General features: G+C 68.5%; 21 protein-coding genes and 3 pseudogenes. 12 read left to right on the top strand and 12 right to left on the bottom strand.

The window, feature by feature from the left end:
• Positions 1-35 precede the first annotated feature (35 nt).
• Both QF032_RS16325 and QF032_RS16320 read right to left on the bottom strand, forming a co-directional pair.
• Positions 36-2,081, bottom strand: coding sequence for a flotillin family protein (locus tag QF032_RS16325; protein ID WP_307056315.1), 2,046 nt, complete (start codon positions 2,079-2,081; stop codon positions 36-38).
• Between the two features lie 131 nt (positions 2,082-2,212).
• Positions 2,213-2,647: a hypothetical protein gene (locus tag QF032_RS16320; protein ID WP_307056314.1), complete on the bottom strand. Its 435-nt coding sequence runs from the start codon at positions 2,645-2,647 to the stop codon at positions 2,213-2,215.
• An 853-nt stretch (positions 2,648-3,500) separates the two neighbouring features.
• Between QF032_RS16320 and QF032_RS16315 the strand changes: the two genes are divergently transcribed.
• The 4 genes from QF032_RS16315 (at position 3,501) to QF032_RS16300 (ending at position 7,302) form a co-directional block, all read left to right on the top strand.
• Positions 3,501-3,650 carry a hypothetical protein gene (locus tag QF032_RS16315; RefSeq protein ID WP_307056313.1) on the top strand — a complete coding sequence of 50 codons (150 nt, stop codon included), beginning with the start codon at positions 3,501-3,503 and terminating at the stop codon, positions 3,648-3,650.
• Positions 3,651-3,838: 188 nt separating this feature from the next.
• On the top strand, positions 3,839-5,524 hold the full coding sequence (locus tag QF032_RS16310; protein ID WP_307056312.1) for a hypothetical protein: 1,686 nt from the start codon (positions 3,839-3,841) through the stop codon (positions 5,522-5,524).
• Positions 5,524-5,910 carry a hypothetical protein gene (locus tag QF032_RS16305; protein WP_307056311.1) on the top strand — a complete coding sequence of 129 codons (387 nt, stop codon included), beginning with the start codon at positions 5,524-5,526 and terminating at the stop codon, positions 5,908-5,910. Before QF032_RS16310 ends, QF032_RS16305 begins: the two co-directional genes overlap by 1 nt.
• A gap of 330 nt (positions 5,911-6,240) precedes the next feature.
• Positions 6,241-7,302, top strand: coding sequence for a PucR family transcriptional regulator (locus QF032_RS16300; protein WP_307056310.1), 1,062 nt, complete (start codon positions 6,241-6,243; stop codon positions 7,300-7,302).
• 28 nt (positions 7,303-7,330) lie between these two features.
• Here QF032_RS16300 and QF032_RS16295 read toward each other — a convergent pair whose 3' ends face one another.
• Entirely contained in the window at positions 7,331-7,456 is a 126-nt protein-coding gene (locus QF032_RS16295) for a hypothetical protein (protein ID WP_307056309.1), read from the bottom strand.
• Positions 7,457-7,814: 358 nt separating this feature from the next.
• On the opposite strand from QF032_RS16295, the gene QF032_RS16290 reads away from it, so the two are divergent.
• Positions 7,815-7,985 carry a hypothetical protein gene (locus QF032_RS16290; protein ID WP_307056308.1) on the top strand — a complete coding sequence of 57 codons (171 nt, stop codon included), beginning with the start codon at positions 7,815-7,817 and terminating at the stop codon, positions 7,983-7,985.
• Between the two features lie 69 nt (positions 7,986-8,054).
• Here QF032_RS16290 and QF032_RS16285 read toward each other — a convergent pair whose 3' ends face one another.
• A complete protein-coding gene (locus tag QF032_RS16285) occupies positions 8,055-8,333 on the bottom strand; it encodes a GlsB/YeaQ/YmgE family stress response membrane protein (protein WP_307060280.1) in 279 nt (92 codons plus the stop codon).
• Between the two features lie 704 nt (positions 8,334-9,037).
• On the opposite strand from QF032_RS16285, the pseudogene QF032_RS16280 reads away from it, so the two are divergent.
• Positions 9,038-10,286: pseudogene (locus QF032_RS16280) on the top strand (IS110 family transposase).
• 6 nt (positions 10,287-10,292) lie between these two features.
• On the opposite strand, the gene QF032_RS16275 reads toward QF032_RS16280, so the two are convergent.
• From QF032_RS16275 to QF032_RS16250, 6 genes are all read right to left on the bottom strand, one after another.
• Entirely contained in the window at positions 10,293-10,751 is a 459-nt protein-coding gene (locus QF032_RS16275; RefSeq protein WP_307056307.1) for a hypothetical protein, read from the bottom strand.
• A 623-nt stretch (positions 10,752-11,374) separates the two neighbouring features.
• Entirely contained in the window at positions 11,375-12,673 is a 1,299-nt protein-coding gene (locus QF032_RS16270; RefSeq protein WP_307056306.1) for an ArsB/NhaD family transporter, read from the bottom strand.
• Complete coding sequence (locus QF032_RS16265; protein WP_307056305.1) at positions 12,670-13,026, bottom strand: hypothetical protein; 357 nt, start codon at positions 13,024-13,026, stop codon at positions 12,670-12,672. The genes QF032_RS16270 and QF032_RS16265 overlap by 4 nt, the downstream gene beginning before the upstream one ends.
• Positions 13,027-13,149: 123 nt before the next feature.
• Complete coding sequence (locus tag QF032_RS16260) at positions 13,150-14,385, bottom strand: cation:proton antiporter (protein ID WP_307056304.1); 1,236 nt, start codon at positions 14,383-14,385, stop codon at positions 13,150-13,152.
• A 533-nt stretch (positions 14,386-14,918) separates the two neighbouring features.
• Positions 14,919-16,172, bottom strand: a complete 1,254-nt coding sequence (locus QF032_RS16255) for a cation:proton antiporter (RefSeq protein ID WP_307056303.1) — start codon at positions 16,170-16,172, stop codon at positions 14,919-14,921.
• 6 nt (positions 16,173-16,178) lie between these two features.
• Positions 16,179-16,664 carry a cation:proton antiporter regulatory subunit gene (locus QF032_RS16250; protein WP_307056302.1) on the bottom strand — a complete coding sequence of 162 codons (486 nt, stop codon included), beginning with the start codon at positions 16,662-16,664 and terminating at the stop codon, positions 16,179-16,181.
• A gap of 444 nt (positions 16,665-17,108) precedes the next feature.
• Here QF032_RS16250 and nhaA point away from each other — a divergent pair, with 444 nt between their 5' ends.
• Together nhaA and QF032_RS16240 are read left to right on the top strand one after the other, a co-directional pair.
• Entirely contained in the window at positions 17,109-18,437 is a 1,329-nt protein-coding gene (gene nhaA / locus QF032_RS16245; protein WP_307056301.1) for a Na+/H+ antiporter NhaA, read from the top strand.
• Complete coding sequence (locus QF032_RS16240) at positions 18,437-18,706, top strand: hypothetical protein (RefSeq protein WP_307056300.1); 270 nt, start codon at positions 18,437-18,439, stop codon at positions 18,704-18,706. The genes nhaA and QF032_RS16240 overlap by 1 nt, the downstream gene beginning before the upstream one ends.
• Positions 18,707-19,347: 641 nt before the next feature.
• Here QF032_RS16240 and QF032_RS16235 read toward each other — a convergent pair.
• Positions 19,348-19,467 (bottom strand): annotated as a pseudogene (locus QF032_RS16235) (IS5/IS1182 family transposase); the annotation flags it as partial.
• Between the two features lie 216 nt (positions 19,468-19,683).
• Here QF032_RS16235 and QF032_RS16230 point away from each other — a divergent pair.
• From QF032_RS16230 to QF032_RS16210, 4 genes and pseudogenes are all read left to right on the top strand, one after another.
• A pseudogene (locus QF032_RS16230) lies at positions 19,684-20,354 on the top strand (flavodoxin family protein).
• Between the two features lie 279 nt (positions 20,355-20,633).
• The gene (locus tag QF032_RS16225; protein ID WP_307056299.1) at positions 20,634-21,203 is read left to right on the top strand and encodes a DM13 domain-containing protein; all 570 of its coding nucleotides are present in this window, start codon (positions 20,634-20,636) and stop codon (positions 21,201-21,203) included.
• Between the two features lie 435 nt (positions 21,204-21,638).
• Positions 21,639-23,003, top strand: coding sequence for a TniQ family protein (locus tag QF032_RS16215; RefSeq protein ID WP_307056298.1), 1,365 nt, complete (start codon positions 21,639-21,641; stop codon positions 23,001-23,003).
• A 151-nt stretch (positions 23,004-23,154) separates the two neighbouring features.
• Positions 23,155-24,108 carry a TniQ family protein gene (locus tag QF032_RS16210; protein ID WP_307056297.1) on the top strand — a complete coding sequence of 318 codons (954 nt, stop codon included), beginning with the start codon at positions 23,155-23,157 and terminating at the stop codon, positions 24,106-24,108.
• Between the two features lie 26 nt (positions 24,109-24,134).
• Here the strand turns inward: QF032_RS16210 and QF032_RS16205 are convergent, their stop codons facing one another.
• The gene (locus QF032_RS16205) at positions 24,135-25,271 is read right to left on the bottom strand and encodes a TniQ family protein (RefSeq protein ID WP_307056296.1); all 1,137 of its coding nucleotides are present in this window, start codon (positions 25,269-25,271) and stop codon (positions 24,135-24,137) included.
• Positions 25,272-25,334 lie beyond the last annotated feature (63 nt).

Below are 25,334 nucleotides of genomic sequence, written 5' to 3'. Positions count from 1 at the left end.
CCGTCCCCTGTGCGGCAGCTCCGGACCGCGGCCTGTCAGACCCTGGCGCTGCCGTTCAGGGCCGCAAGCGAGGTGTCGGCGACACCCAGTTCGCCGGCCCTGCTGAGCAGCTGCTCCAGAGCGCCGGAGTCGGCTCCCCCCGTCTTCATCAGCTTCATCAGCAGCGCGGAGACGGTCAGGTTCTGCACGTCCGCCGTGGAGACCGAGGCGAGGACGCGGGTGAGGTCGTCGGTGAAGTTCGACGAACCGTCCAGCCAGGGCCCCGCGAGAGCCTGAGCCGTCTCGGAGTGCTGGACGAACCCGTCGACGCTCTTGCCGAGCGCGATCGAGGAGACCAGCCGGTCGAAGAAGACCGACTCCCCACCGACGATGTTGATGTCGGCGTTCTCCAGGCCGGTGGCGAGGACGGTGGCCTGCGCCTCGGCGACGTGCTTCTGCATGTCCAGTCCGGCGAGCCGGACCTCCTTCTCCGCCTGGAGCCGCAGCCGGTACTCCTCGTGCCCGCGAGACGCCTCGTCGAGCGCGGCCATCGCCGCCGCCTTCTCCGTCAGGCCGGCCGCCTCCGCCTTCAGCTTCTCGCCGATGCCCTCGGCCTCGGCGAGAGCCTTCGCCCGGACGCCCTCCGCCTCGGCCCGCATCCGCGCCTGGGCCGCCTCGGCCTCCGCGCGGCCGGCCTTCTCGATGACCTCGGCCTCCTTGTCACGGACCTGGACGGCCGCGAGGCCCTCGGCAGCCGTCTCGGCCTGGACGCCTTCGGCGACGCGCAGCCTGGCCTGCGCGTCGAGGTTGGCACTCTTCAGCCGCGCCTCGGCCAAAGTGAGCTCCTCGGCGGCGCGGTGGACAGCGGCCTGCTCGGCGGCTTCGGCAGCCTTGATGTCCTTGACCAGCTTCTCCTGCGCCTCCGCCTCGGCGGCGATGATCACGGTCTGCCGGCCACGCTCGGCCTCCTCCACGGCCCGCAGCTTCTTGATGGCCTCCTCCTGCTCGGCGACCGTACGGTCGACCGCGACCCTTTCCCGGATGACCTCGGCGATCTCCCGCTTCTCGCCCTCGACCTCCTTCGAGGCGGCGATCTGCGTCAGCTGGGTCTCCCGCTCCCTCGCGATGACCTCGAGGAGGCGGTCCTTCTCGATGCGCTCGTTCTCGATCGCGATGACCCGCTCGCGGTTCTTCTGCGCGACGGCGACCTCGCGGGCCTGGTTCTCCCGCTGGATGCCGAGCTGCTCCTCGGTCCTGAGGAAAGCGGACTGCGCCCGCAGGCGCTCTTCCTCCATCACCCGCGCCGTCTCGGCCTCTTCCCTGGCCCGCACGGTGTCGATCTCCCGCCGCTGCTTGATCTCGGCGTCGGCCTGCCGGCGCTCCAGCTCCAAAATGGCCTCGCGAGCGTCGACGTTCTGCCGGGTGATCTCCTTCTCCTCCGTGCGCTGCGCCTCATTGGTGCGCACATGCTCCACGGCCGTCAGCTCGGTGATCTTCCGGATGCCCTGAGCGTCCAGGACGTTGGCCGGGTCCAGCTGAGTGAGCGGTGTCTGCTCCAGGTAGTCGATCGCCGCGTCCTCCAGGTGGTAGCCGTTGAGGTCGACGCCAATCAACTCGATGATCTGGTATCGCAGTTCCTCACGCTTGGTGTAGAGGTCGGTGAAGTCCATCTGCTTGCCGACGGTCTTCAGCGCCTCGGAGAACTTCGCGTGGAACAGCTCCTGCAACGTCCTCTGATCGCTCGCCCGCACGGTGCCGACGGCCTGGGCGACCTTGATGACGTCCTCGACGGTCTTGTTCACCTTCACGAAGAACGAGATCCGGATGTCCGCGCGGATGTTGTCCCGGCAGATCAGCCCCTCCTTGCCGGCCCGGGTGATCTCGATCGTCTTCACCGAGATGTCCATCACCTCGGCCTTGTGCAGCACCGGCAGGACCACCTGACCGGTGAAGGTCACATCGACCTTGCGCACTTTGGAGACGATCAGCGCCTTGCCCTGCTCCACCTTGCGGAACAGCCGGGAGACGACGAACAGCACGGCGGTGACGACGAGCAGGCAGGCGGCGATGAGCACGCCGACGCCCACGGTGATGGCATCCATACGAAATCCTTGAAGTCTGCGAGGAGTTGGAGCCTCTAAGGCGAGGCGGGTGGCCCGCTCCGCTGCGGGCAGGTGCGTCGGGCATGCGTCAGTCGTGAGAGCGTGGTCCGCTAGTACGGCCCGTGGACGGCTCAGCCGCGGGTGTGGGGACTGCCGGGGTCGTACGGGGCATTGCTCGTCGCAGCCCGCCGGTACAACCTGGGGATGCCCGGGAACACCCTGGCGAGGGAGGCCGCGCACCTTCGTGTCACCGGCCAGGCGACGAGGGCGGACAGGACGAGCAGTGCGACCCGGGCCGCGGCACCACCGGGACCGGTCAGGCGTGCCAGATCCATCAGGAGCGTTCCGGTGATGCTGACGAGCCAGGCACTCACGATCACGACGGAGGCGGCAACGGCGACCGGCGTCCCGCCGAGCGACCTGGTCAGCGATGGGGCGTCGGCGTCGAAGGCGCGCACGTCGGCCCGGCCCGACAGGACCAGCAGCCAGAAACCGAGAGCGACGGCCAGGGCCGAAGTGAGGGTGACGGTGGGGAACCGCACGGCTGCGTCGACGATCTGCCCCATGTCCTCGCCCCCGAGCCGAGTTCCCGAGTCCCGGCAGCCACCCTGTCGCCAGGGCGCGGTGCCGGGACTGCTCCCCTTGTTTCCGCTGCCCTCATCTTGAACTGCCCATGGAGAGCGGCGCATTGCCGTGTTCCGGCAGTCTTGATGCCTCCTTGATGCCGGGCGACGACTACTTCGGCGCGTGCTGGGCCGTTGTCTAACCTTGCCGTCGTCGTCCGGCCTGGTCGACAGCAGCATCGAGGAAGGAGCGGGGGTGGGCCGCGTCGCGTACCGAGCCATTGGAGGCAGCCGGGTGGTCGACGGCCGAGCAGACGGAGGCCAGCTCCGCAGCCACGTCGCTACCGTCGGGAGGCGGACCCACTCGTGAGGCGCGGTCCCTCACTTCCCGGCTAGACCCGGCATCCGGCGCTTCCAGGCCACATGGTCGTGTGCGGCGACGACGCCCTCGCCGAACGCCTGTCCGCCGAGCTGCGTGAGCTGTACCGCGCGCGGGTCACCGTCGTTGTATCGTCGCTGCCCGGTGCCGGCACCGCAGGCACCGTTACGGAGAGATGGGCGGCGGCGGCCTCTGTTCGCATGCGGGCGGTCGTGAACCGGGCCTCCGCCACGGACCGGGAACCGGGCACCGTGTCCTCCAGGCCGCGGTCGTCAACGACAGGCATTCGCGGAGGCCGGTGTCGCGCGGGCCGACGGCTTCGCGCTTGTCCATGACGACGAGACCAACATCCGCGCCGCCCTCGCGGTCCGCCGCCTCAATCCCCTCCGTCCGGGAGCCTGGCGCGTCCTGGCCGTCGACTCCACCGAACCCGGCGACCGCCTGCCCGACCTCGCGGTGACACCGTCCCACGACGGTATGGAACACCACGGCGGCCTCCTCTGGGATCCGCACCCCGGCTACGTCCTCCACCCGCAGGACCGGGTGGTCCTCGCCGCCACCCGCCAGGGGCTGGCCGAAGTCCTGGGAACGCACCTGCCGGACCACCCGAGTACCGCCAGCCCATGAAGGCCCAATCAGCAGCGAACTCCCCACGGCCACAGGCGTTTTGGGAGTGATTGCGATGCTTGGGTATGGTAGGCAGGGCCGACCTGGGTGGGGCACGATCGTTCGTCATGCCGATGGACGGGGGGTGTATGGGCACGGAGTCCATGAGATCCGCGGACGACGCTGGGTCACTGCTGAAAGTGCCGGCGGTGCCGCGGCAGGCAACGAACCGCGACGGACGGGCCGGCAGCGGCACGGTCGGGACGACCGAACCCACGCGATTACTCTGCGCGGCCGCTCATCTGCGGCCGGACAGAGCCGCCGAGTTCGCCGACAACCTTCGGAAGTGGCGGCGGAAGCAGGCCGGGCAGATGCGCGCCAGGCTCACTCCCAAGAGGGTGCGTCAGCGGCGTCTGGAGAAGGCTGCCGCAGAAGCTCTCTCCGGTGAGAGGACCGCGTTGGAGAAGATCCTCACGGACGACGAACCGACCGCGCCCAAGCAGCCACGGGTGGTGGTCGGCCACGAATACGTGCGCTGGGTGCGCCGCCGCATCATGACCGACGGGCGGCCGACACCGTCGTACGGCTTCGACCTGGAGGCCGTACTGACCGCGTGCGCGCAGGCCCAGCGGCTGTTGTGGCTGCGTCGCGCCCTCACCGCCCTGGCCTGCGTGGCCGCAGGACTGTGCGCACTGACGACGCTCGGTTACGTCGCGCCGGTGGTGGCGCTGACCGGGTTGTGGGCGGCCTTCTGGACCGACCGGCTGCTGGCCCAGCGGCGGCTCCGCGCGGTGATCCGCGCTGACAGGGGCGAGGTGTGGGGTGCCGAGGTGCCACGCCGGTTCCGGGGGGCGGTGGAACGGATACGGGACGCGTCGTACGGGGAGGTCGTGCCGTACCGGAACGAGGTTCGCGGCTCGGGGTCGCGGTATCACTTCGTCGGGGCCGGCAAGGTCTGGTTCGAGACCCAGATCGGCATCGACGTGACGCCCGCCAAGTCGCAGGACGACGACGAGGGCACCAACGCCGAAGCTGAGAACGGTTCCCTCCGGGCCCTGCCGAGTGTGGCGGATCTGCTGGCCGGCGCCCGCACGGACGACGGGGTGGTCCGGTTCACCCCAGACGACCTGCACGCGCACGTGGCCCGCGAACTGCAGCGTCCCATCGCTCCGCTGCGCGACTTCCATCCCGACAGCGAGCAGGAGGTGTTCGGTGTCGCGGCGATCTCCGCCGAACGCTGGGAGACACTGGCGCCCGAGGGGTGGGAGGGACTGGTCACCCTGGCCCGTGACGGGGTGCGGGCGGCAGACGCCCAGCGGGCGCCGAAGGTCGCCCGGCGCTTCCTGTGCGCACGCATGACCTCGTGGGACGGCGAGTTGGTGGCCTCACTGTTCGTCGGTTTCGCCTACGAGAACCACTACCTGCGGGTCGTCATCCGCCCGCACGTGGTCAACCCGGTCCACCCCGTCCTGCGCGAGGCGGAGAAGAAGGCGTCGGGCTCGGGATGGGCATGGCAGCGCCGCACCGCCTATCTCGCTGCCGTGGACACCGGCTGGTTCGTGGTCCGGCTGTTCAAGCGGGCCAAGAGCAGCGAACAGGAGCCCGAGCAGGATCCCGGTGCAGGGCCAGTGAGTCTGCGGGAGGCGTACTCGACCCGGTACATGGACGACATGCTGCAGTACGACGACGCCCGCCGCTACATCGAGATGATGCAGGGGCGGGTCCTCGCCTCGGTCGATGGCTTCCTGGTCGAGCACAACGTGGACACCGGCGTATACCGGGAACGGATCACGGTCGTCCTCAACAACGGTGTCATCAACACCGGCGAGATGAGCAACGTGCAGAACCAGCCGGGAGCGCTGGGCTCCCAGCAATCGGCAGGAGGGGTGAAGTGATGTTCAGCCGCAAGGCACAGCAGCCCGACGGCACCAACTCGGGCATCCAGAACAGCGGATCCATGCAGAACGTGCAGAACCAGCCAGGAGCCTTCAACTCAAGCCAGACTCAGGACAATTCCGGCATCGGGCGGGATGAGTTACAGGGCGTCGCCGAATTGCTGGTCCGTATCAGGCAGGGCATGGAAAGCGAACGGGCCCGCGTCGAGGACTACGAGCTGTGTGTCGGCTTCCTGGACACGGTGGCCGAGCAGCCGCTGGACAGCCCGGACGGGCGGGCCGTGGCCAAGGGGCTGCTGGGGAAGATCAAGGAGAAGTGCGGAGGAGTCCCCGGCCTGGCGTCCCTGATCGCGTCCACGCTGTCGGCGGTCTCGGCACTCGCCTGACGCGTGTCCCGGGGCAAGGGGGGGTGTGGTCGCCCTTGCCCCGGTCTCGTTGCCCGGCAGGCGGGCAGTGCGTCGGCGAGGGCAGTGAAGAACCGCTGGTCGCTCCACGCGGCCGGCTCGGCGTCTCAGTCGGTCCGAGCCGTCGGCGAGGAGGGATCTGCCGAAACTTGGTGGTGCCTGGCTGCCTCGTCGTCGCTGGTGCGCCTCGGTATCAGCGAGGGAATCCCGTACCCCGTTGATGCCAGGCTCCTCCCACCGCCCCTGATCTGCCAGTCTTGTCCAGCGTGCGTCAGGAACGCGTCGGCAAGGCGCAAGAAAACAGGAGGACGTGTGACAGGGCGGGAGGTTCCCGACGAGTATCTGGACGGGTATGTCCAGATACTGACCGAGGTGTGCGCAACGGGTCGCCGCTTCACCAGGGACGAGTTGGAGTCCCTGAGGACCCGGGGGGAACGCGCCGCCGAGGCCGGCTTCGGCCTGCGGGCCGTCCTTCGCCGGCATTTGGCCGTGGCCCGCGACCACTGGCCCGAGCTCTCCGCCGCGGCGGGTGATCGAGCGCTGGCCGCCGTCGAGCAGGCGATCGACGCCTTCGCCGAGGGGCACGAACGGGCGCAGCTGCTCGCCGTGCGGCAGGAGGAGGCGGTGCGGCGCGAGTTCATCGACGACCTGCTTTACGGTCGCAGCGACCTGGGCCGCCTGTCCGAACGGGCCGAACGCTTCGGGCTGCTCCTCTCGCGCGCCCATGCCGTCGCCGTCGCGCAGGGGGGCAAGCCGGTCGAGGAGACCGACCCGGCCACCCGACAGGTGGAGAGCGCTGTGGTCGGCCGGTTCGGCGAGCGACGCATTCTGCTCACCACCAAGGACGGCAGGCTGATCTGTATCGCGCCTGGGGACCAGGACGACGTGCTGGCGTTCTTCGCCAAGCAGGCGTACGCGGCCACCGAGGGCGGCAAGGTCGCCATCGGACGTCCCCACCCCGGTGCCGGGGGCGTCGTCCACTCCTACGAAGAGGCGCTCAACGCCCTCGACCTGGCAGACCGGCTGCAGATCCACGAGCCGGTGCTGCGCGCGGCCGACCTCCTCGTCTACCCGGTCCTGACCCGCGACCGACAGGCCATGGTCGACCTCGTCGGCAGCACCCTCGGCCCGCTGCTGAGCGCACGAGGCGGCGCCCGGCCGCTCGTCGAGACACTGACGGCGTACTTCGACTCCGGCTGTGTGGCTGCCGAGGCGGCCCGACGTCTGAACCTGAGCGTGCGGGCCTTCACCTACCGCCTGGAGCGCATCCACAAGCTCACAGGTGCCGACCCCGGCGATCCCGTCCACCGCTACACCCTGCAGACCGCGGTGATCGGAGCCCGGCTCCTCGGGTGGCCCGACGACGAGGTGTGACGGCCGACAGCCCATCGTGAGCCGCTGTTCACGCGCTGACCGCCATCGTCATGATCCCGAAGCCGCCGACCTGGATGAGCGCGAGGATCACGCCTTCACCGAATCCGCTCCCGAACGTGCCCGTGTCCACCACAGCCAGACCGGTGACGCACACCGCCGAGGCAGTCGGTCAGGGCACGTTCGATGGTGGGTGGCAGCCGATGGCCTCTAGCCGACGAGCTCGAGGAGCCGCACCACCGATGCTCCGACGGCTTGCCGTGAAGCGGCGGGCTGCACGGGGCGACGTCGGCGCGGAGACATCGACGCCGACTTCGCCCTGCATACGCCCGCCAGCGCCCCAAGGAGTCGGGCCGGTCGATCCCCAGCTGCCCTGTTGCCCCGTGGAAAGGCCGCTTCGGCGAGCACCATGAGGCCACCGCCATCAGGCGTTCGGTGACGGTGTGTCCGAGCTGGACCAGCAACCCTGCTAGCGCGGCCTGCACGATTACTCTCATGCTGTCGTGGCTTGTTGCATGGCTGGCCTGGTCACGGCTGAACGCGGTGAACCCGTCGCGCTGAACCCGTCCGAAGCCGTCCTGCTGACCAAAGCGCCCGTGGACACCTCGGTCGCCCGCAGTCCCGGATTCTCGCTGTCCGCATGGCCCAGCACGGAGGGCAACCAGTGGCCGGGCCGTCCACGCTGACGGTTCCCGTCCCGCGAACAGGGACGGGAACCGTCCAGGTGTGTGCCGAATTGTTATGCCTTCAGCGGGTCACGCGTGGCGGTGCGAATGCCGGTTGCCGGTAATGAGGCGGTAGAGGGCGAGCAGGATGACGGAGCCGGCGATCGCCGCGATCCAGGTGGAGAGGTCGAAGAAGCCGTCGATGGAGTCGACGCCGAAGATGACCTTGCCGAGCCAGCCGCCGAGCAGACCGCCGACGATGCCGATGAGCATGGTGATGATGATGCCGCCGGGGTCCTTGCCCGGCATCAGCGCCTTGGCGATGGCGCCGGCGAGCAGGCCGATGATGATCCACGCGATGATGCCCATGGTGCCTCTCCGCTTCGTCATATAAAGGCTGTGTCAGCTCATCGTCTGCACCGATCGCGCCCGCACAAACGTCATCTCCGGACCTGGCTGTGCCAGCTCCTGATTCGAGACGAGTGGGACCGAGCGGGAGGGACAGGATGAGAGAGCGCGAAGTCCTGAATCTGTCAGCCTCCCCCAGTCCGCAGCATGGTCGGCCCGACCGTGACCCCTTGTCCAGGTCGGCTACCGCCCCGGCCACCACCGCGTTTCCCCTAATCCAGTGCGTAAGCAGACGGCCCGGGACCATGCAAACGCCCCGGGATAGCTGCTCGCACAGGAGAGCGAATGCCTGGATCCCCCCTGGCCGTCAAGGCCTCCTCAAAGAGCGGCATCGCTATCCGTTGCGGGCTCCGCGGTGATGACGCGGGTGCCGGGCTGACGCCTCCGTTTCCCCGGGCCCTTGAGGCCTCTGTCAAGAGCGGCGCAGCCCGGCGCCTCCGTGGTCACCGCGAAACTCGCGGGGCCCGGTCGGACGTTGATTGTCACGGCGCGAGCCCGCTCCAGGGTCAACCTCTTGTTCATCCGCGAGCCCGTGAGCTCTGCAGAAGATCGAGCCCCTGGAGCGCGGTGGTGTCGCGAACGGCTACTGAGATGGCGGACCAACGAGTCCTTGGATTAGGGCGCCGCGTGACCTGCATGTGCTCGTGACCTGCATAAACGGACGGATCTGGGAGGACAGCTTGACCGTATTCTGTGGCATCGACTGGGCAGAACGTCACCATGACGTCGCCCTCGTCGACGAAGCCGGCACTCTGCTCGCCAAAGCCCGTTTCGCCGACGACGCGGCCGGCTACCACAAGCTCCTGGACCTCTTGGCGGAGCACGGCGACAGCCCAGACGATCCGATACCGGTGGCCATCGAGACCAGCCGCGGCCTACTGGTCGCGAGCCTGCGCACCGGCAGTCGTCGGGTCTTCGCGATCAACCCGCTCGCTGCCGCCCGGCCACCGCGACCGCCACGGCGTCAGCCGAAAGAAGTCCGACCCGGGCGACGCCCTGGTCCTGGCGAACATCCTGCGCACCGACATGCACGCCCACCGACCCCTGCCGGCCGACTCCGAACTCGCGCAGGCCATCACGGTCCTGGCCCGAGCCCAGCAGGACGCCGTCTGGACCCGGCAACAGGTCGCCAACCAGGTCCGCTCGCTCCTGCGCGAGTACTACCCTGCTGCTCTGCTGGCCTTCCAGGGCAAGCAAGGCGGTCTGACCAGGGCTGACGCTCGCATCGTCCTCACTCTGGCGCCGACCCCGGCGAAGGCCGCGAAGCTCACCCTCGCCCAGCTGCGGGCTGCTCTCAAACGCAGTGGCCGCCTGCGCGGCTGCGACGCGGAAGCCGAGCGACTGCGGGATGTCTTCCGTGCCGAGTACGGCCACCAGCTCCCCGGCGTCGAGGACGCCTTCGGCCACCAGCTCCTGGCCCTGCTCAAGCAGCTGGACGCCACCTGCCAGGCCGCGGACGATCTCGCGGAGGCGGCCACAACCGCCTTTCACCAGCACGCCGACAGCGAGATCCTGCTCAGCTTCCCCGGCCTGGGGCCCATGCTCGGCGCCCGCGTGCTCGCCGAGCTGGGCGACGACCGGGCACGGTTCGCCGACGCCAGGGCGCTCAAGTCGTACGCCGGATCCGCCCCCATCACCCGGGCCTCCGGCAAGAAGCGTTTCGTCGGCCGCCGGTTCGTCAAGAACAATCGCCTCATCAATGCCGGCTTCCTCTGGGCCTTCGCCGCTCTCACTGCCTCACCGGGAGCGAACTCGCACTACCGGCGTCGACGCGAGCATGGTGACTGGCATGCCGCCGCACAACGGCACTTGCTGAACCGCTTCCTTGGCCAGCTCCACCACTGCCTTCAGCACGGACAGCCTTTCGAGGAGGCCGTCGCCTTCCCCATCGCAACCGAGGCTCTCGGAGCATGAGTTCCCTCAGCCACCGACTGCACGGGACCAGTGCTCTTGGATGACGGCCTGCTTCCGCTCGAGTTCCGCATCCATCACGCGATTGGTGAGGGTCCCCGGAATCGTGAGCGAGCGTCCATGGGTCCTGATGACACGAAGGTCCGACCAGGTTCCGCTCCGTCTCACCCGCCGCCGCTCCTCGATGCGCACGACCTCGCTCCAGGGAACCACTCGCCTACTCACGAAGGTGTGGAGTTCCAACCCCGCCATGGTCATTAGGACCTGGCCATAGATCGTGTTGATCGTGCTCAAGACCACGACTACGGAGAAGGACCCTAGGCCACCGACCCACAACCACTTGCCGGATTCATGTGTGGTCAAGCTCATCGCCACCACCACACCAGCGAGGGCCAGCGTCAGGATGCCGGTTCGCCACCAGTACCGCTGCCGATCACGAGCGTTGAAGCCGATCCACGCCTCGGGCATGTCCATAACATTACCGACGCACACTTGAACAACGACCACCCTGGCATGCCGAGTTACATGCCTTGAGGCGTCTCAAGACCCGATAGCAGTTTGACGAGCAGCACGCCTTCGCGCCGCTCCTGTCACCCCAAACCGAGCAGCCAGCTTGACTTCATAACCCACTGAGATGTCTTGTCCATGCCCGCTACCGGCGGCCGTCACACCGCGGCCAAGGGGGTCCCGGGCACGCTGTTCCCTCGATTCCCCGCCCACCGAGAGGGCGGCCCGACATGAAGGAGCCACCGCGATGACCACGCGCCGACCACCGGCAGGTACCGGCGCGCTCGCCCCGACCAGCACCGGGCACGCCGCCCTGGCCTCCTGTGGTGCGTACTTGGGACGCCAGTGATCAAAAACTTCGTGCGCTCGGGTCTGCCCCGCTGTGTCCACGATCATGTTTCTTGTTGAATGCGGGATAATTCGGAGCGCAGGATCCGGGCTCACGCCCCACGCGGTTGCCCAGCGCGACCCCGCCGCTCGGTGGGAGCTTCTTGACGCCTCCAAGATCAACTATTGGCGGCCTTTGGGATCACCTCGGCGACACCCCATGTTGGGGCATGACCGTGCCGTCCGTCACCGCCGGATCAGGCGAGTGCGAAGTAGCGCAGCCACACATACCCGGCCGACAGCGCCACGGTGACGGCGGTGACGACCAGGCCGTACTTGGTGAACTGCCAGAAGGAGATGGGCTGTCGGTTGCGTTCGGCGATGCCGAGTACGACCACGTTGGCGCTCGCGCCGATCGCGGTGGCGTTGCCGCCGAGGTCCGCGCCGATGGCCAGGGCCCACCACATGACGTGGTCGCCCGAACCGCCCATCGACTGCACCAGGTCGCTGGTGATGGGGGCCATCGTGGCGACGTAGGGGATGTTGTCCACAATGCCGGACAGCACGGCCGACGCGCCGAGCAGCAGCATCGAGCCGCCGAGTTCGTTGTCTCCGATGGCGTCGGCGAGGGCCTTGGAGATCTCGCCGATGACGCCGGTCTCGATCAGACCGCCGATCATGATGAACAGCCCGGCGAAGAAGGCGAGGGTGGGCCATTCGACCTCGCCCAGCACCTCCCCGGTCTCCACCGAGGACACTGCGATGAGCAGGCCCGCGCCCAGCAGGGCGACGACGCTGGGCTCGTAGTGCAGCACCGGGTGGAGCACGAAGCCGACGACGACCAGAGCGAGCACCACGAGCCCCTGGACGAGCAGCCGAGGGGCCTTGATGGCCTCGCCCTCCTGCAGTGCCATGACCTCCTCGGCGCGCGCCTCGTCGTAGACGAAGGACTTGCGGAACAGGAAGCGGCACAAGGCGATCAGGACGACGACCAGGAGCGCGGCCAGCGGGGCGAGGTGGACCAGGAAGTCGTTGAAGGTCAGGCCGGCCCGGCTGGCGATGATGATGTTGGGCGGGTCACCGACGAGGGTCGCGATGCCGCCGATGTTCGATGCGAACACCTCGGCGATCAGGAATGGGGCGGCGGGCAGGGCCAGGCGCTCGCACACCAGCAAAGTGACCGGGGCGATGAGCAGGACCGTGGTGACGTTGTCGAGCAGCGCCGAGGCCACCGCCGTGATCACGATGAGCATGACCATCACGCGGAACGGTCTGGCCTGTGCCCGCTTCACCGCCCAGATGGCCAGGTACTCGAACAGTCCGGTCTTCTTCAGCACGCCGACGATCATCATCATGCCCATGAGCAGGAAGATGACGTTCCAGTCGACACCGCTGTGTTCGGAGAAGAAGGCCGACTTGTCGTCGGTCGCGCCGATCGCGAGCATCAGCGCGGCACCGCCGAGGGCCGCGCCCACGCGGTGGATCTTCTCGCTGATGATTAGACCGTACGTCCCGACGAAGACGACGATTGCCGCCCAGCTCTGCCAGCCGTTCACGTTCCTCCGATGAGTCGTTCCGTCAGGCGGGTGGCCGTCACCGCGCCGACCAGCCATCTCTGGTCGCCGTCGGGCTCGACGACGGTGACCGGCGGGGTGTGCGTGCGCGCCATGAGAGCTGTGATGCGCAGGACACCGGCGTCGGGGCCGGCCGTCGGCGGCCGGAACCTGCGGCGCGGCAGTAATCCCCGCTCTCGGCTTCGCTCGAGCGGGGGGAACCCCATCGCGGCCGTGAGCCCGACGAGCCTGTCAGGTGCGTCGTGGAGATCCCGGTCGTCGAACCCGGCCGCGGGCGGCGGATCCTGCAGCGCGTATTCGGGCACGAGCTGTCCGACGAGCTGCGATCCGGGCACGACGGGTGCGGCTGGTCGTCGCGGTCGAGGACCAGCAATGCGGGCAGCTTGTGTTCGGCCGGCAGCAGGGCCGCATCAGTGGCGGCGTCGTCGGTGGACACGTACGGGTAGGGCTCGGCGAGTTCATGCGCCGACACGGCCGGCCTCCTCGGCAGGACGGGGTGCTTCGTCGCCGTCGGGCACACCGACGAGATCCTCGACGTCGAACATGCGGGCGATCGGCACGTCGGTGGAGCTGTGCGCGATGATCGAGAAGGCGATGCACACGGCGATCAGCGTGAACGCCTCCTCGCCCTGCGGGATCCCGGCTTGCAGCACCAGCAGCCCGTACACCACCGACGCGAAGCCCTTCGGTCCGAACCAGGCAGCGACCAGCTTCTCCCGCCTATCGAACCGCGTGCCGATCAGCGAGAGCAGCAGCGAGGCCGGGCGGATCAGCACGATCGCCAGGGCCACGGCGACGTAGCCGCCGAAGGACAGGTCCCCGAACAACTGAGGCGTCAGCAGCGCGCCGAACACCAGCAGCGCCGCGAACTTGGCCAGCTCCGCCAGCGCCTCGCCGAGCGGTTCGAACGATTCCTTGGCCTCCAGGGACCGCGCGGTGAGCACCGCGCCTGCGGAGAATGCGGCGAGGTAGGGGTTGGCGTGTGTCAGGTGGCAGGCCGCGTACAGGATCACGCCGATCGCCAGCGGCAGCAGCGGCTGCAGCTTGGGCTCGGCGCCCAGCAGCCTAAACCGGACGAGCTCGATCACCACGAACGGCAGGACGACACCGAACGCCAGCCCGAGGACCAGCTCGAGCGCGATCTTCCCCAGCGACGCCTCGGCGTGCCCGGAGGTCGGCCCGGCCGCGGCGATCAGGACGAGCACGACCGGCAGAGCGAGCCCGTCGTTGATGCCGCTCTCCACGTTCAGCAGCTGCCGCAGCTTCGCCGGGACCTCCTTGCGCCCGACGATCGCCGAGGCGAACACTGGGTCGGTCGGTGCCAGCACGGCACCCACCAGGAACGACGTCGTCCAGTCCAGGCCCACCAGGCAATGCGTGATCAGCGCCATGCCGACGAACGCGAGCGGCATGCCGAGCCCGAGCGCGCGGGCCGGGTTTCGCCAGTTGGCGCGCAGCTTGGGAAAGGAGACGTGCATGCCGTCGGTGAACAGCACCGCGAACAGCGCCAGATCGGCCGTCACGGACACGATCTCGCTGTCCGGCGTGATGTGGATCAGCCCCAGGAAACCGTCGCTGACGAGCGCGCCGCCGACCAGAAAGAGAAAGGACGTGGACAGAACGGTCCGGGCGGCCAGCCCTGACAGCAGCACCGCGATGAGCAGCGCCACCCCGAAGACCACAACGAGCACCATGACCTGAACCCCCGATCAACGAAGAGAGTTGTCCTCACATCGCCGACCAGGCTTCCCGGCACACCGCTGGGAACCCTACACGTCTTTATGTGGCACTGACAGGCCGCCAGCGCGCACTCTGACATGCCGGTCACTGCCGGGTGCCGGAAAGAAAACCGTCTCGGCCCGCCCATGCGCCGTGGACGGCACAGGCCGCCAGCTCGATCGTGATGCCGTCTGCCGCAGGCCCCGACCGTGCTCGTTCGTTCGCATGGTGATGACCAGCCGTGTGCCGCTCGCACGGGTGACCCGAGGGTCATGAGCAGCGCCGCGCAGCCGTCCGGACTGAGGTGGTTAAGGCCGGTCCGGCGGCATGGTCGGCCGCCTGGTCTGCGCCTCTCTTCCGTGACAGCCGAAACACCTGCGGAACGTAAAAGGGTCGCTGCCGTAGGGGAAGGCGTCGGCTCGGGCACCGGCCCGGGGCGCTGGCAGGTGGCGGCTCTGGCGCTATCGCCTCAGCTCTCGTCGTTGAAGACAGGCCCTCGCGCGATCAGTCAGGCGTGGCCGACGGCGTCCTGGTCGTCGATGGTCTCGTAGGCGTCAGGCGGCGCAGGCGGGCTCTTCTGGAACGGCGGGGCCGGCCCCACGCGGCGCTGTCCGAGCAAGCGGGTGGCCAGAGGCTCGGTGTAGCGGGCGGTGAGGGGGCCGAGGATGACGAGGATCAGGACGTAGGCGGTGGCCAGCGGGCCGAGGGAGGGTTCGATGCCGGCCGTGACGGCGAGCCCGGCGATCACGATGGAGAACTCTCCGCGGGCTACCAGGGTCCCGCCGGCCCGCCAGCGCCCCTTGGACGCGATGCCGGCCTGCTTGGCGGCCCAGTAGCCGGTGCCGATCTTGGTCAGCGCGGTGACGGCGGCCAGGGCGAGAGCGGGCAGCAGAACCGGCGGGATGCTGGCGGGGTCGGTGTGCAGGCCGAAGAAGACGAAGAACACCGCCGCGAACAGGTCCCGCAGCGGGGCCAGCAGACTGTGGGCGCCCTCGGCGACCTCGCCGGACAGGGCGATGCCGACGAGGAAGGCACCCACGGCGGCGGACACGTTCAGCTTCTGGGCGAGCCCGGCGATCACCAGGGTCAGGCCGAGGACCACCAGCAGCAGCTTCTCGGGGTCGTCGCTGGAGACGAAGCGGGAGATGTGGCGGCCGTAGCGGAGCGCGAGGACCAGGACGAGTCCGGCCACGCCGAGCGCGACGGCCAGCGTGACGCTGCCCGCGGCCAGGCCGGCCCCGGCCAGCAGGGCGGTGACGATGGGCAGGTAGACCGCCATGGACAGGTCTTCCAGGACCAGGATGCTCAGGATGGTGGGGGTCTCCCGGTTGCCCAGACGCCCGAGGTCACCGAGGACCTTGGCGATGACGCCGGAGGAGGACACCCAGGTGACCCCGGCCAGCACGACCGCGGCGACCGGACCCCAGCCCAGCAGCAGCGCCATCACCGCGCCGGGAACAGCGTTGAGGGCAGCGTCGGCGAGCCCGGCGGGGTAGTGGGTCTTGAGGTTGGAGACCAGATCGCTGGCGGTGTACTCCAGGCCCAGCATCAGCAGCAGCAGGATGACGCCGATCTCCGCGCCGATGGCGACGAAGTCCTCGCTGGTGCCCAGCGGCAGCAGCCCGCCGTTGCCGAAGGCGAGTCCGGCCAGCAGATACAGCGGTATCGGGGAGAACTGGAAGCGTCCGGCGAACCGGCCGAGCAGCCCCAGGCCCAGAATGATGCAGCCGAACTCGATCAGGAAGACGGCGGAGGAGTGCATGACGGGTCACTCCCGCCCGAGGATCGCGGCGGCCGCCTCCACGCCCTCGCGGGTGCCGATGAGGATGAGGGTGTCACCGCCGGCGAGCCGGAAGCCGGGTGTGGGGGAGGGGATCGCCTCCGCCCGGCGCAGCACGGCCACGATGGAGACGCCGGTCTCCGTACGCATCCGGGTCTCGCCCAACAGGCGCCCGTTCCAGTGCGATGTGGCCGACAGCTCGATGCGCTCCGCCACCAGCCCCAGGTCCGTGGTCGACAACAGGTTCGGGGTGTGGTGGGCGGGCATCAGCGCGTCGATGAGGGTGGCAGCCTCCTCCGCGGTCAGCCGTGCGGAGAGGGCGCATGCGTCCGGGTCGTCCTTGCGGTACGCGCTGATCGTGCGGTGCCCGTCGCGGTGCGCGACCACGGACAGGCGGCGCTTCTCCCGCGTCGTCAGGTCGTAGCGGACCCCGATTCCCGGCAACGGCGTATTGCTCAGGCGTGGCGCGCCCATGGCTGTCCCCCACTTCTGTCGGCGTGAGCGATGTTCCCGTGGCTCGCGTGCGGGGGTCGTCCTGCGAGCGAGCGCCCAGGTTTGACCTGTGGGTTTCATCCTAGGTGGCTGGACAGATGCGGTCCGCTTCCAGCGATCGTCCCTGTTCACGGCAGAAGGGGTGCCTGGCAGTGGTGCCACAGGCTGCCGTCTCCTGCGCCCACGTGCCTGCTGCGCGCGGCCGGCCGACGGTCCCAGACGGCACGCGAACCTCATCACGGTGCTGATGATCGAGGGTGAGGGGGGCCAAGGATGACCGATTCCCCTTCGTGTTGGGGTGTACGGGCCTCAGCAACGGATAGAGTGTAAAGAACGCGTCAAGTGGCGCGGGGTGTGCCGGGAAGTCTGGTCGGCGAGGAAGGGGCCGTGGGCCCTTCGTCACAGATGCCCGGAGGGTCGCCCGTCATGACCGATGCCCCGCAGTCCCGATCGCTGTTCCTCGGTCTGCTCCCGCTCCCAGAGCGGCAGGCCGTCGCCCGTGCTCTGCGGACGGAAACGGTGGGCGGCCTGATCCTGCTGGCCGCCGCGGTCGTAGCCCTGCTGTGGGCCAACAGCCCTTTCAGCGGTGCCTATGAACAGATACGCGACGTCCATTTCGGGATCCCGGCCCTCGGGCTGGACCTGTCGGTGGGCCACTGGACCGCGGACGGACTGCTGAGCGTGTTCTTCCTAGTCGCGGGGATCGAGCTGAAACGCGAACTCGTGGTCGGCGAGCTGCGAAGCCCGGCAACAGCCGTGCTGCCTGTCATCGCAGCCCTGTGCGGCATGGCGGTCCCCGCCGCCCTCTACGCCGCCACCGCCGGCCTCGGCGGCGGCAGCATGAACGGGTGGGCGGTGCCGATGGCCACGGACATCGCCTTCGCCCTCGCCGTTCTGGCGGTCATCTCCACCCACTTGCCCGCGGCGCTGCGTGCGTTCCTGCTCACCCTTGCCGTGGTCGACGACCTCGGCGCGATCCTGGTGATCGCCGTCTTCTTCACCGCCGATCTCAACCCGTACGCGCTGGCCGGGGCCCTCGCCGGTCTCATCGTCTTCTACCTGCTCCAGCGGCTGAGGGTGACCGGCTGGTGGTGGTACCTCCCTCTCGGGATCACGATCTGGGCGCTGATGTACAACGGCGGCGTCCACGCCACCGTCGCCGGCGTCGCCATGGGCATGCTCCTGCGCACCACCCGCGACGAGGGCGAGAGTGCATCACCTGGCGAGCGCACCGGGCACCTGCTGCATCCCCTGTCCGCCGGCATCGCGGTCCCGCTGTTCGCGCTGTTCGCCGCCGGTGTCACCGTCTCCACGGGCGCCCTGGGGGAGGTGTTCGCCAGCCCGGAGCCGCTCGGCGTGGTCGTGGGCCTGGTGCTCGGCAAGACGGTGGGGATCTTCGCGGGCACCTACCTCGCGGCCCGCTTCACCCGCGCCCGGCTCAACCCGGACCTGGCCTGGGCCGACGTGCTCGCCCTCGCCAGCCTGGCAGGCATCGGGTTCACGGTCGCCCTGCTCGTCGGTGAACTCGCCTTCCCGCAGGCCGCGCTGGGCGAGCACGTCAAAGCCGCTGTCCTCATCGCCTCGTTGGCCTCCGCCCTCCTGGCCGCGCTCCTCCTGCGCCGCCGTAACCGGATCTACCGGCACCTGTGCGAGGAGGAGAACACCGACGGGGACGCCGACGGTATCCCCGACATCTACCAGCCAGCCGCTCCAACACCCGTTGGCTCGAACAGGTCTGACGGGGCGGCCAGCTGATGGCCGCCGACGCCTCACTGCTGGCACCCGCGATCGTGGCCGCCGCTCTGGTGATCAGAACAGCCCTCAGCGAGATCAAGCGCCCGGGCAGCGCCCGCGAGCAGTGGGCCTTCGCCAGCGACCGCCGCGCCGTGGCCGCCGGAGCAACGGCCGCCGCGGCCGTCGTCCTACTCGGCTGGCACCAAGCCGGCCCCGCCGCTGCGGCCTGGGCCCTGCTCATCGGGGCGCTCACCGCCCACCTGCTCCACCGCGACCGGGACCGCTCATGACCGCACCGACGTCGGCCTTTGTCCCGGGGCTGCACCGACCACCGGCCCCGCGATGATCGCCGCCGCCGCTCGCCCGAGTCGACCCGCCCCGCCTCCGCACGCGAGGGGTAGGTGCCCTGACTGGGTCAGAGAGTCATGAAGGGCGAGTGCTCGATAAGCAGGAGCCTGCGCAGCGACATGCGGATGCGCAACAGGACGCGGCGACGCGGCGACGCGGGTACAGACATGACTCCCCCAGCAACGGTAAGGTACGCCTTGTCGCGTACCTCCATCAAGGTACGCACCTGCGCGTACCTCGTCGAGGGGTGAGTGATGATGGACAGCGAGTTGGCGCACCCTCGGGCTGAGGAGTTGGAGGTGGGACCCATCCTTTTGGCGCTGGCTGACGCGAACCGGCGTCGAGTCGTGGCTGAACTAGCCGAACAGCCAGATGAGGAGCGGCTGTGCGCTTCCTTCGACCTGCCAGTAGGTAAGTCCAGTCGAACACGTCACTGGCGAGTACTGCGCGAGGCAGGGCTGGTGTATCAGCGCGACGCCGGGAACGGTCTGTACATGCGTCTCCGCAAGGAGGACTTGGACCGCCGATTCCCCGGCCTGCTTCAGGCCGTGATCGCCGCAAGCTAAATGAGCGATGAGCTGCGTCAACGGGTTGTTAGACGGCGGTAGCCAATGGGGGTTGCTGCTATGCCGACGAAAGTCAGGAAGTGTTCGGCCTTGCGTTCGTAACGGCGGTGGAGCCTTCGGCGGCCAGCCAGCCAGGTCGCGCGTGCCCGACGGCGAAGGATGTCAGTGGGGAGCAGCGGGCGCCGGTGCGTCGCAGCAGGACAACGCGCGCATTCCGCGAGACGCCCCCGCCGGGACGGCGCACAGGCGTCGTCCCCGCCCCCTCTCCGCTCTCCTCCCGGAGGCCGCCATGGCAGCATTCGCCCGCCCCAACTGAGGACAATCACCGTTTCGACGACCTTCGTGCGCTCTTTATCAACTGCACGCTCAAGCCGTCCCCCGCCGCAGCCACACGCAGGGGCTCATCGACAAGAGCCGGGCGATCATGGACGCGCGCGGGGTGACCACGGACGAGATCCGTGCCGTTGACCAACGACGTCGCCCCTGGCGTCTACCCGGACATGACCGAACACGGCTTCGCCACGGACGCCTGGCCCGCGCTGTACGAGCAGGTGATGACCCCCGACATCCTCGTGCTGGCCGGGCCAATCTGGCTGGGCGAAAACAGCCCTTCACCAAGCAGGTCATCGAGCGGCTCTACAGCTGCTCCAGCCTCCTCAACTCCGAAGGCCAGTACGCCTATTTCGGACGGATCGGCGGGTGTCTGATCACGGGCAACGAGGACGGCGTGAAGCACTGCGCCATGAATGTCCTCTACAGCCTCCAGCACCTCGGCTACGCCATCCCACCGCAGGCCGATGCGGGCTGGATCGGTGCGGCGGGCCCCGGGCCTTCGTACCTGGACCCCGGCTCGGGCAACCCGGAGAACGACTTCACCAACCGCAACACCAGCTTCATGACGTGGAACCTGATGCACCTGGCGGCCCTGGTCAAGCGCGCCGGAGGCATCCCCGCCCACGGCAACCAGCGCACGGAGTGGGACGCCGGCTGCAGGGCGGGGGCGGACAACCCCAAGCACCGCTGAGCCAGACCGGAAGTCTGGGGCTCCTGCCAGCTCAACTCCAGCCTGGCGGCCCGAGCACCGGGCTCAGGACACTTGCCGCACGTGAGCACTGGCCCGCCCTCGGCAAACCCGTCCCACACGCCGACCGCCGCGATGCGAACTCCGTCGGCACCTCGGCTGCTCCTGCCAGCGCGGGCCAGTGCGTCGTAAGGATTCCGTCATCACCTGCGGGGTACGGGACGGCCGTCCGTGCCCGTTGAATGGGGAGAGACAAGCAAACTCCCAGGAGGCGAGGCAGGCGTGGGGCGCGTGCGGAAGGTACTGGCCAGGCCGTTGGCCATCGCGGTGCTGGTGGTGGCGGTCGGGGGGACCGGCTTCGGACTGTACTGGTTCCAGCCGTGGAAGCTGTGGCAGGACGAGACCGTCGAGGAGGCCCTGCCCGGGGTGGTGGCGACTTCCGCGCCTCCTGCTGTGGCGCCCTCGTATGAGCCCTCCGAGCAGCCCTCGGCCACCGGTCCGCAGACGCTGGCGAGTGGTGAGCTGATCAGCCACGAGCATGCGACATCGGGCACGGTGAAGCTCATACGGCTGGCCGACGGCTCCCACGTCGTCCGGCTGGAGAACCTCGACACCAGCAACGGACCGGACCTGCGTGTCTTACTGACCGACGCACCGGTGAAGGAGGGGAAGGCCGGTTGGCACGTCTTCGACGAGGGAAGGTACGTCAGCCTGGGCAAGCTCAAAGGCAACAAGGGAAGCCAGAACTACCCCCTGCCCAGGGACGTGGATCCGTCGAGCTACAACAGCGTGAGCATTTGGTGCGACCGTTTCGATGTCTCGTTCGGCGCCGCGGAACTCGCCCGCGTCTGACAGCGGTGCGGCCTTTTCTCACCACGCCGGCACTCATCCCAGGCGTCCGGCGTCGAGGGCGGCGAGGAGGGCGCCGGGTTCGACGCGCTTGGTGTAGTCGGCGTCGACGAAGGCCCAGCGGATGACGCCCTCGCGGTCGTTGACGCAGGCGACGGGCAGCGGCAGGGTGCGCCGGTGTCCGCCGTTGACGCGATGGAGGTCGAAGCCGGATCGGCAAGCCGGACCCGGGCATGTATCGCGGGGGTGCGCAGCAGGTAGGTTGCGTGGGCGGGATGACCGTGCGGAGCGTCGTCAGCCGGCCAGGCGCCGCTTCGGCGCCAGGTTCAGGGATCACCGGGGCGAAGTTCCACATGCAACGTGAAACGGCTTGTCCGCAGGGGGCGTCTGCGCCGCTGCAGCATTCCCCACTCGACTTCTTCGCCTCGTCGCTTACGGATGCCGAGCCCTCTACAGCCTGGGATGGGGCGCGGGAAGGAGATCATTGCCGTGCGAGGCCCTTTGCGTCGACTCGCGCTGGTCCCCGATCCATATCCTGGGGAATCTCTGCTGAGCTGGGCGGACGCGATCGCGCGGCTCAACCAGGTCCCCCGGATCGTTGCAGTGCGGATGACGGGCATGGTCAAAACGCCGCCTGTGTCCGACATCTTCGGTTACCACGTCAGTGATGACGTCGTTCAAGCGGTACGGCACACCACCGGGGTGACCGAGGGACAGGTGCGAGGCATGACGCTTGCTCACTACGCCGGAAGAACCCTGGACCCATTGCCGCAACACAATCCGGAAGGGCAGGACGTCCTTGCCAGATGGAGATATCGGCAGCGGATGCTACTGCGCCAGCGCTCCAACGCCTGCCCGGTATGCCTGCGGGAGAACGGTGCCCGATGGCTCCTGAAGTGGAGGCTGGCCTGGTCCTTCGCATGCGTGGAGCATGAGCGCTACCTGATCTCGACATGCCAGGGTTGCGACGCCCGTCTTCATCTCCCGCGGCCCGGGAGCGCGCACTCCTGGATCTGTCCCGGCCCCATCCCGGGAATGCACTCCTACAAGCCCGCGAGGCCATGCGGCCGCGACATTCGCCGAATGCTTGCCACGCGGGTCCACGACCTCCGGCTCCTTGACTGCCAGCAGCGGATCGACCGCCTCTTGGAGGGGTCGGAAGATCTACCGGAGGGGCAAGCGCACGAGACCTTCCAAGCGTTGTACCGCTCGATGCAGGGTGCGTGGGCTGCGGTGCGGCCGGAGTGCCTGCCTCGCACCGACGAGGTGGTCCACCAGGCGTGGGACAGCCATCTGGCACCCGGTGGCCACCGGGTGCAGCACCGGCCGCTGATCGTGGCAGCTACGGTGAAGATCGCAACCGAGGCCGGGCTCCCCTCGGCAGATACAGAGCCTGCGGCAAAAGAGCAAGTGAAGGCCCGGCCGAACTGGGGTCGTCCACGGCAGCGGCTCCTGGAAGCCCACGGCGAGTTCCAGCTGGCAACGAACCGCTTCGGCGACCGCTGTGGTCACAGTGGCTGTTGGACCTGGGTTCCGGCGGGGCACGGTGCGGTGTTGAACGACGCATCCGGCAGGGGCACCTACTGTCCACTGCACGCGGAGGAGTTCACTGCCCGGGCACATCCCAGGGAAGGCTCCACGCCGACCACGTGCACTGACCCGCGACTTCGGTTCCTCGACGCCCGGCTCCGTGAACAGGAACAGCGAGTTGGCGAGGAGGGTAGCGAAGTGCAACGGCAGTTGATCGAAGCGCAGAAGCTGATCCTGGACGCTTGCGCGGACACTGATTTCCGAACGACTTAAGGCAGAGCCCTGAGGTACGCCGTTCAGTGCCTCCTGCTGCCCTACGCCAGGCATCCGGAATTTCGCCGGGTGTGGCTGCCCCGTCGGGGTGAGAAACCGACGCATTTCGTGGAGGGCGCGGCCAGCGATACGAGCGGAGGCATGGCAGACCGTGGTTGAGGCCGAGCGAGTTCGCCGGCTTGGTGTCGTCCCGAGCCCCTTCGCCGGCGAGTCGTTCCTCAGCTGGGTCGATACGCTCGCGGTGACCTTGAGGCTGTCGCGTGCGGCGGCTCTGAAGGAGCTAGGACTGCCGGGTTCGGCGACATTCAGCACATCGCAAATCCATCTGCGCCCTGAAGAGCTGGAAGGAGTCTGCCGACGGACGGGCCTGCGTCCTGCGCAGGTAAGACGGATGCTGTTCGCTTTCTACGCCCCCACGGCACTACCGCAGTTCACCTCCGACATAGGGCGCAGTTGGCACGTGAGCAACCCATGGCTGCGACGCGACCACTCTGCGGCGTGTCCGCTGTGCGTCCAGACGTCGGGCGGCCGGTGGTTGCTCAGCTGGCGGTTGAAGTGGACCTTTCTGTGCGCGGATCACCTCGTGTACTTGGCGGATCGCTGCCCGCGCTGCCATCTGCGGCTGTACTGGCGTCATGAGGCGACCGGTGCCGGGCAACGTGAACACTGCACCCGGCCGTTGGGGCGCCAAGGTCGTGGCCGGAGCCGCTTGGGTGCCAAAGTCTGCGGATTCCCGGTGCCGGAGATCGCGGCAATCCCCGTAGAGGACGAGGAGGCTGTCCACATCCAACGCCGTGTCTCCGCTCTCCTCACACCCGCAGACCCCTCACACAATGAAGAGTCGCGCCGCCTGCTCCAACGCATGTCCGGAATCGTCCAGGACGCTGCAAGCCGGAAGACGGTGAGCGGCATGCTTGACGGGATGGAGAGCAGCGTCGTGCGTGCCGTGTACGAGAGCCAGGGGCAGCCTTACCATCCACCGCTGGCCTGGACGCTGGAAAACGGGTCGCCTGCCGCGCTCTCCGCTCTCGTACGCGTCGCCGCCCGCAGCGTGCTGTCGGACAAGCATATTTCCGTGCCTCCAGTTAACAGAACGACAAATTAGTGCGGTCCAGGCTGCAGCTCAGCGAGTCACGGCATGCTTGGTGAGAAGACCTCGGCGACGCGACGGGGCACGGAGTCGTAACTGTCCGGCATGGTGGCGCGATCGACGTGCGTGGAGCACAGGACCGATGGTCCGGCCTTCGTATGCCCTATGACTCCTTGTCCGGGCGGTACCCAGGCTAGGCAGCCGATGGCGCGGCACGTTCCACCGAAGCGGTTGACCGGCAGGACGTCGCTGGTCGTCCGAGGGAAGCCGTCGGTCGACCACGAGGCCCTGTCCACCTGAGCGCAGGCATCTTGAGAGGCGCCGAGGCCGCCCACCGTTGCGATCTTGATGAGTGCTGCGGTGAGCACGGGATCGTCCAGATACGACAAGGCACCGCCGTGGCCGTGCCACCGCCGATGGAGCACGGCGTCGGTGTCCGGTAGTGACGGGGCAAAGTCGTAGCCGCCCCTGATGTCCTCCAGCGCCAGGTGCAGCGTCCGCAGTATGTCTTTGCTCCCCGGACGGTGGGGATGGTCGACGAGATCATCGAGACGGCGCTGACATTCAAGGAGATGCGCGTCGGACAGCCGGGGAGGACGCATGCGCCAGATGGAGCGCCGGCAGACGTATCCCGGACGGTTCCAGTCGGCCTGGCCGCACACAACGGGGCTTCCTGGTCCGGGAAGCACCTGGTGCAGGCCTTTGCCGCAGCCGCGGCAGGCGCTGAGCAGGAAAACGCGGTGGCGTACACAGGCGAAGGACCAGATCAGACGCCAACGCAGCAGCCAGCGACCGCCGTTCTCCCGCAGACAGGCCGGGCACGCACGCGAGCGGACAGGCTGCGCGAGCATCAGGCGGTTCAGCCATGCGGCGACAGCCCGCCGGTGTGTAGAAGAGGGCGGTGAGGGCAGAGCACCGTCGGCGTAATGCATGAGGGTCATCCGACGCAGCTGCCCGGCGGACAGTCCGGTGGTGACCTGGACACGGGCCACGACCTCCGCCGGCAGATGGGCCACGAAGCGCATACTGGGCCGGTACATGGAGCCACCAGGGCGGATGAAGGCCGCGAAACACACCGCCTGCAGTCGGCTGATCTGGTTCAGCCAGGCGAGCGCGTCGACCCAGCTGAGCAGGGACTCGCCGGGATACGGCTCTGGCACCAGGGCGAGACGACGCAACGACGTGGGCACACGCAGAGCGTGCCAGTACGCCTGTAACAGGCGCCACATCAGGCGGTACAG

The sequence above is a fragment of the Streptomyces achromogenes genome (assembly GCF_030816715.1).
In the GTDB taxonomy this organism is placed as follows: Bacteria; Actinomycetota; Actinomycetes; order Streptomycetales; family Streptomycetaceae; genus Streptomyces; species Streptomyces achromogenes_A.
The sequence above is the reverse complement of the archived record's forward strand: the minus strand, read 5'-3'. Positions and strand labels throughout refer to the sequence as shown.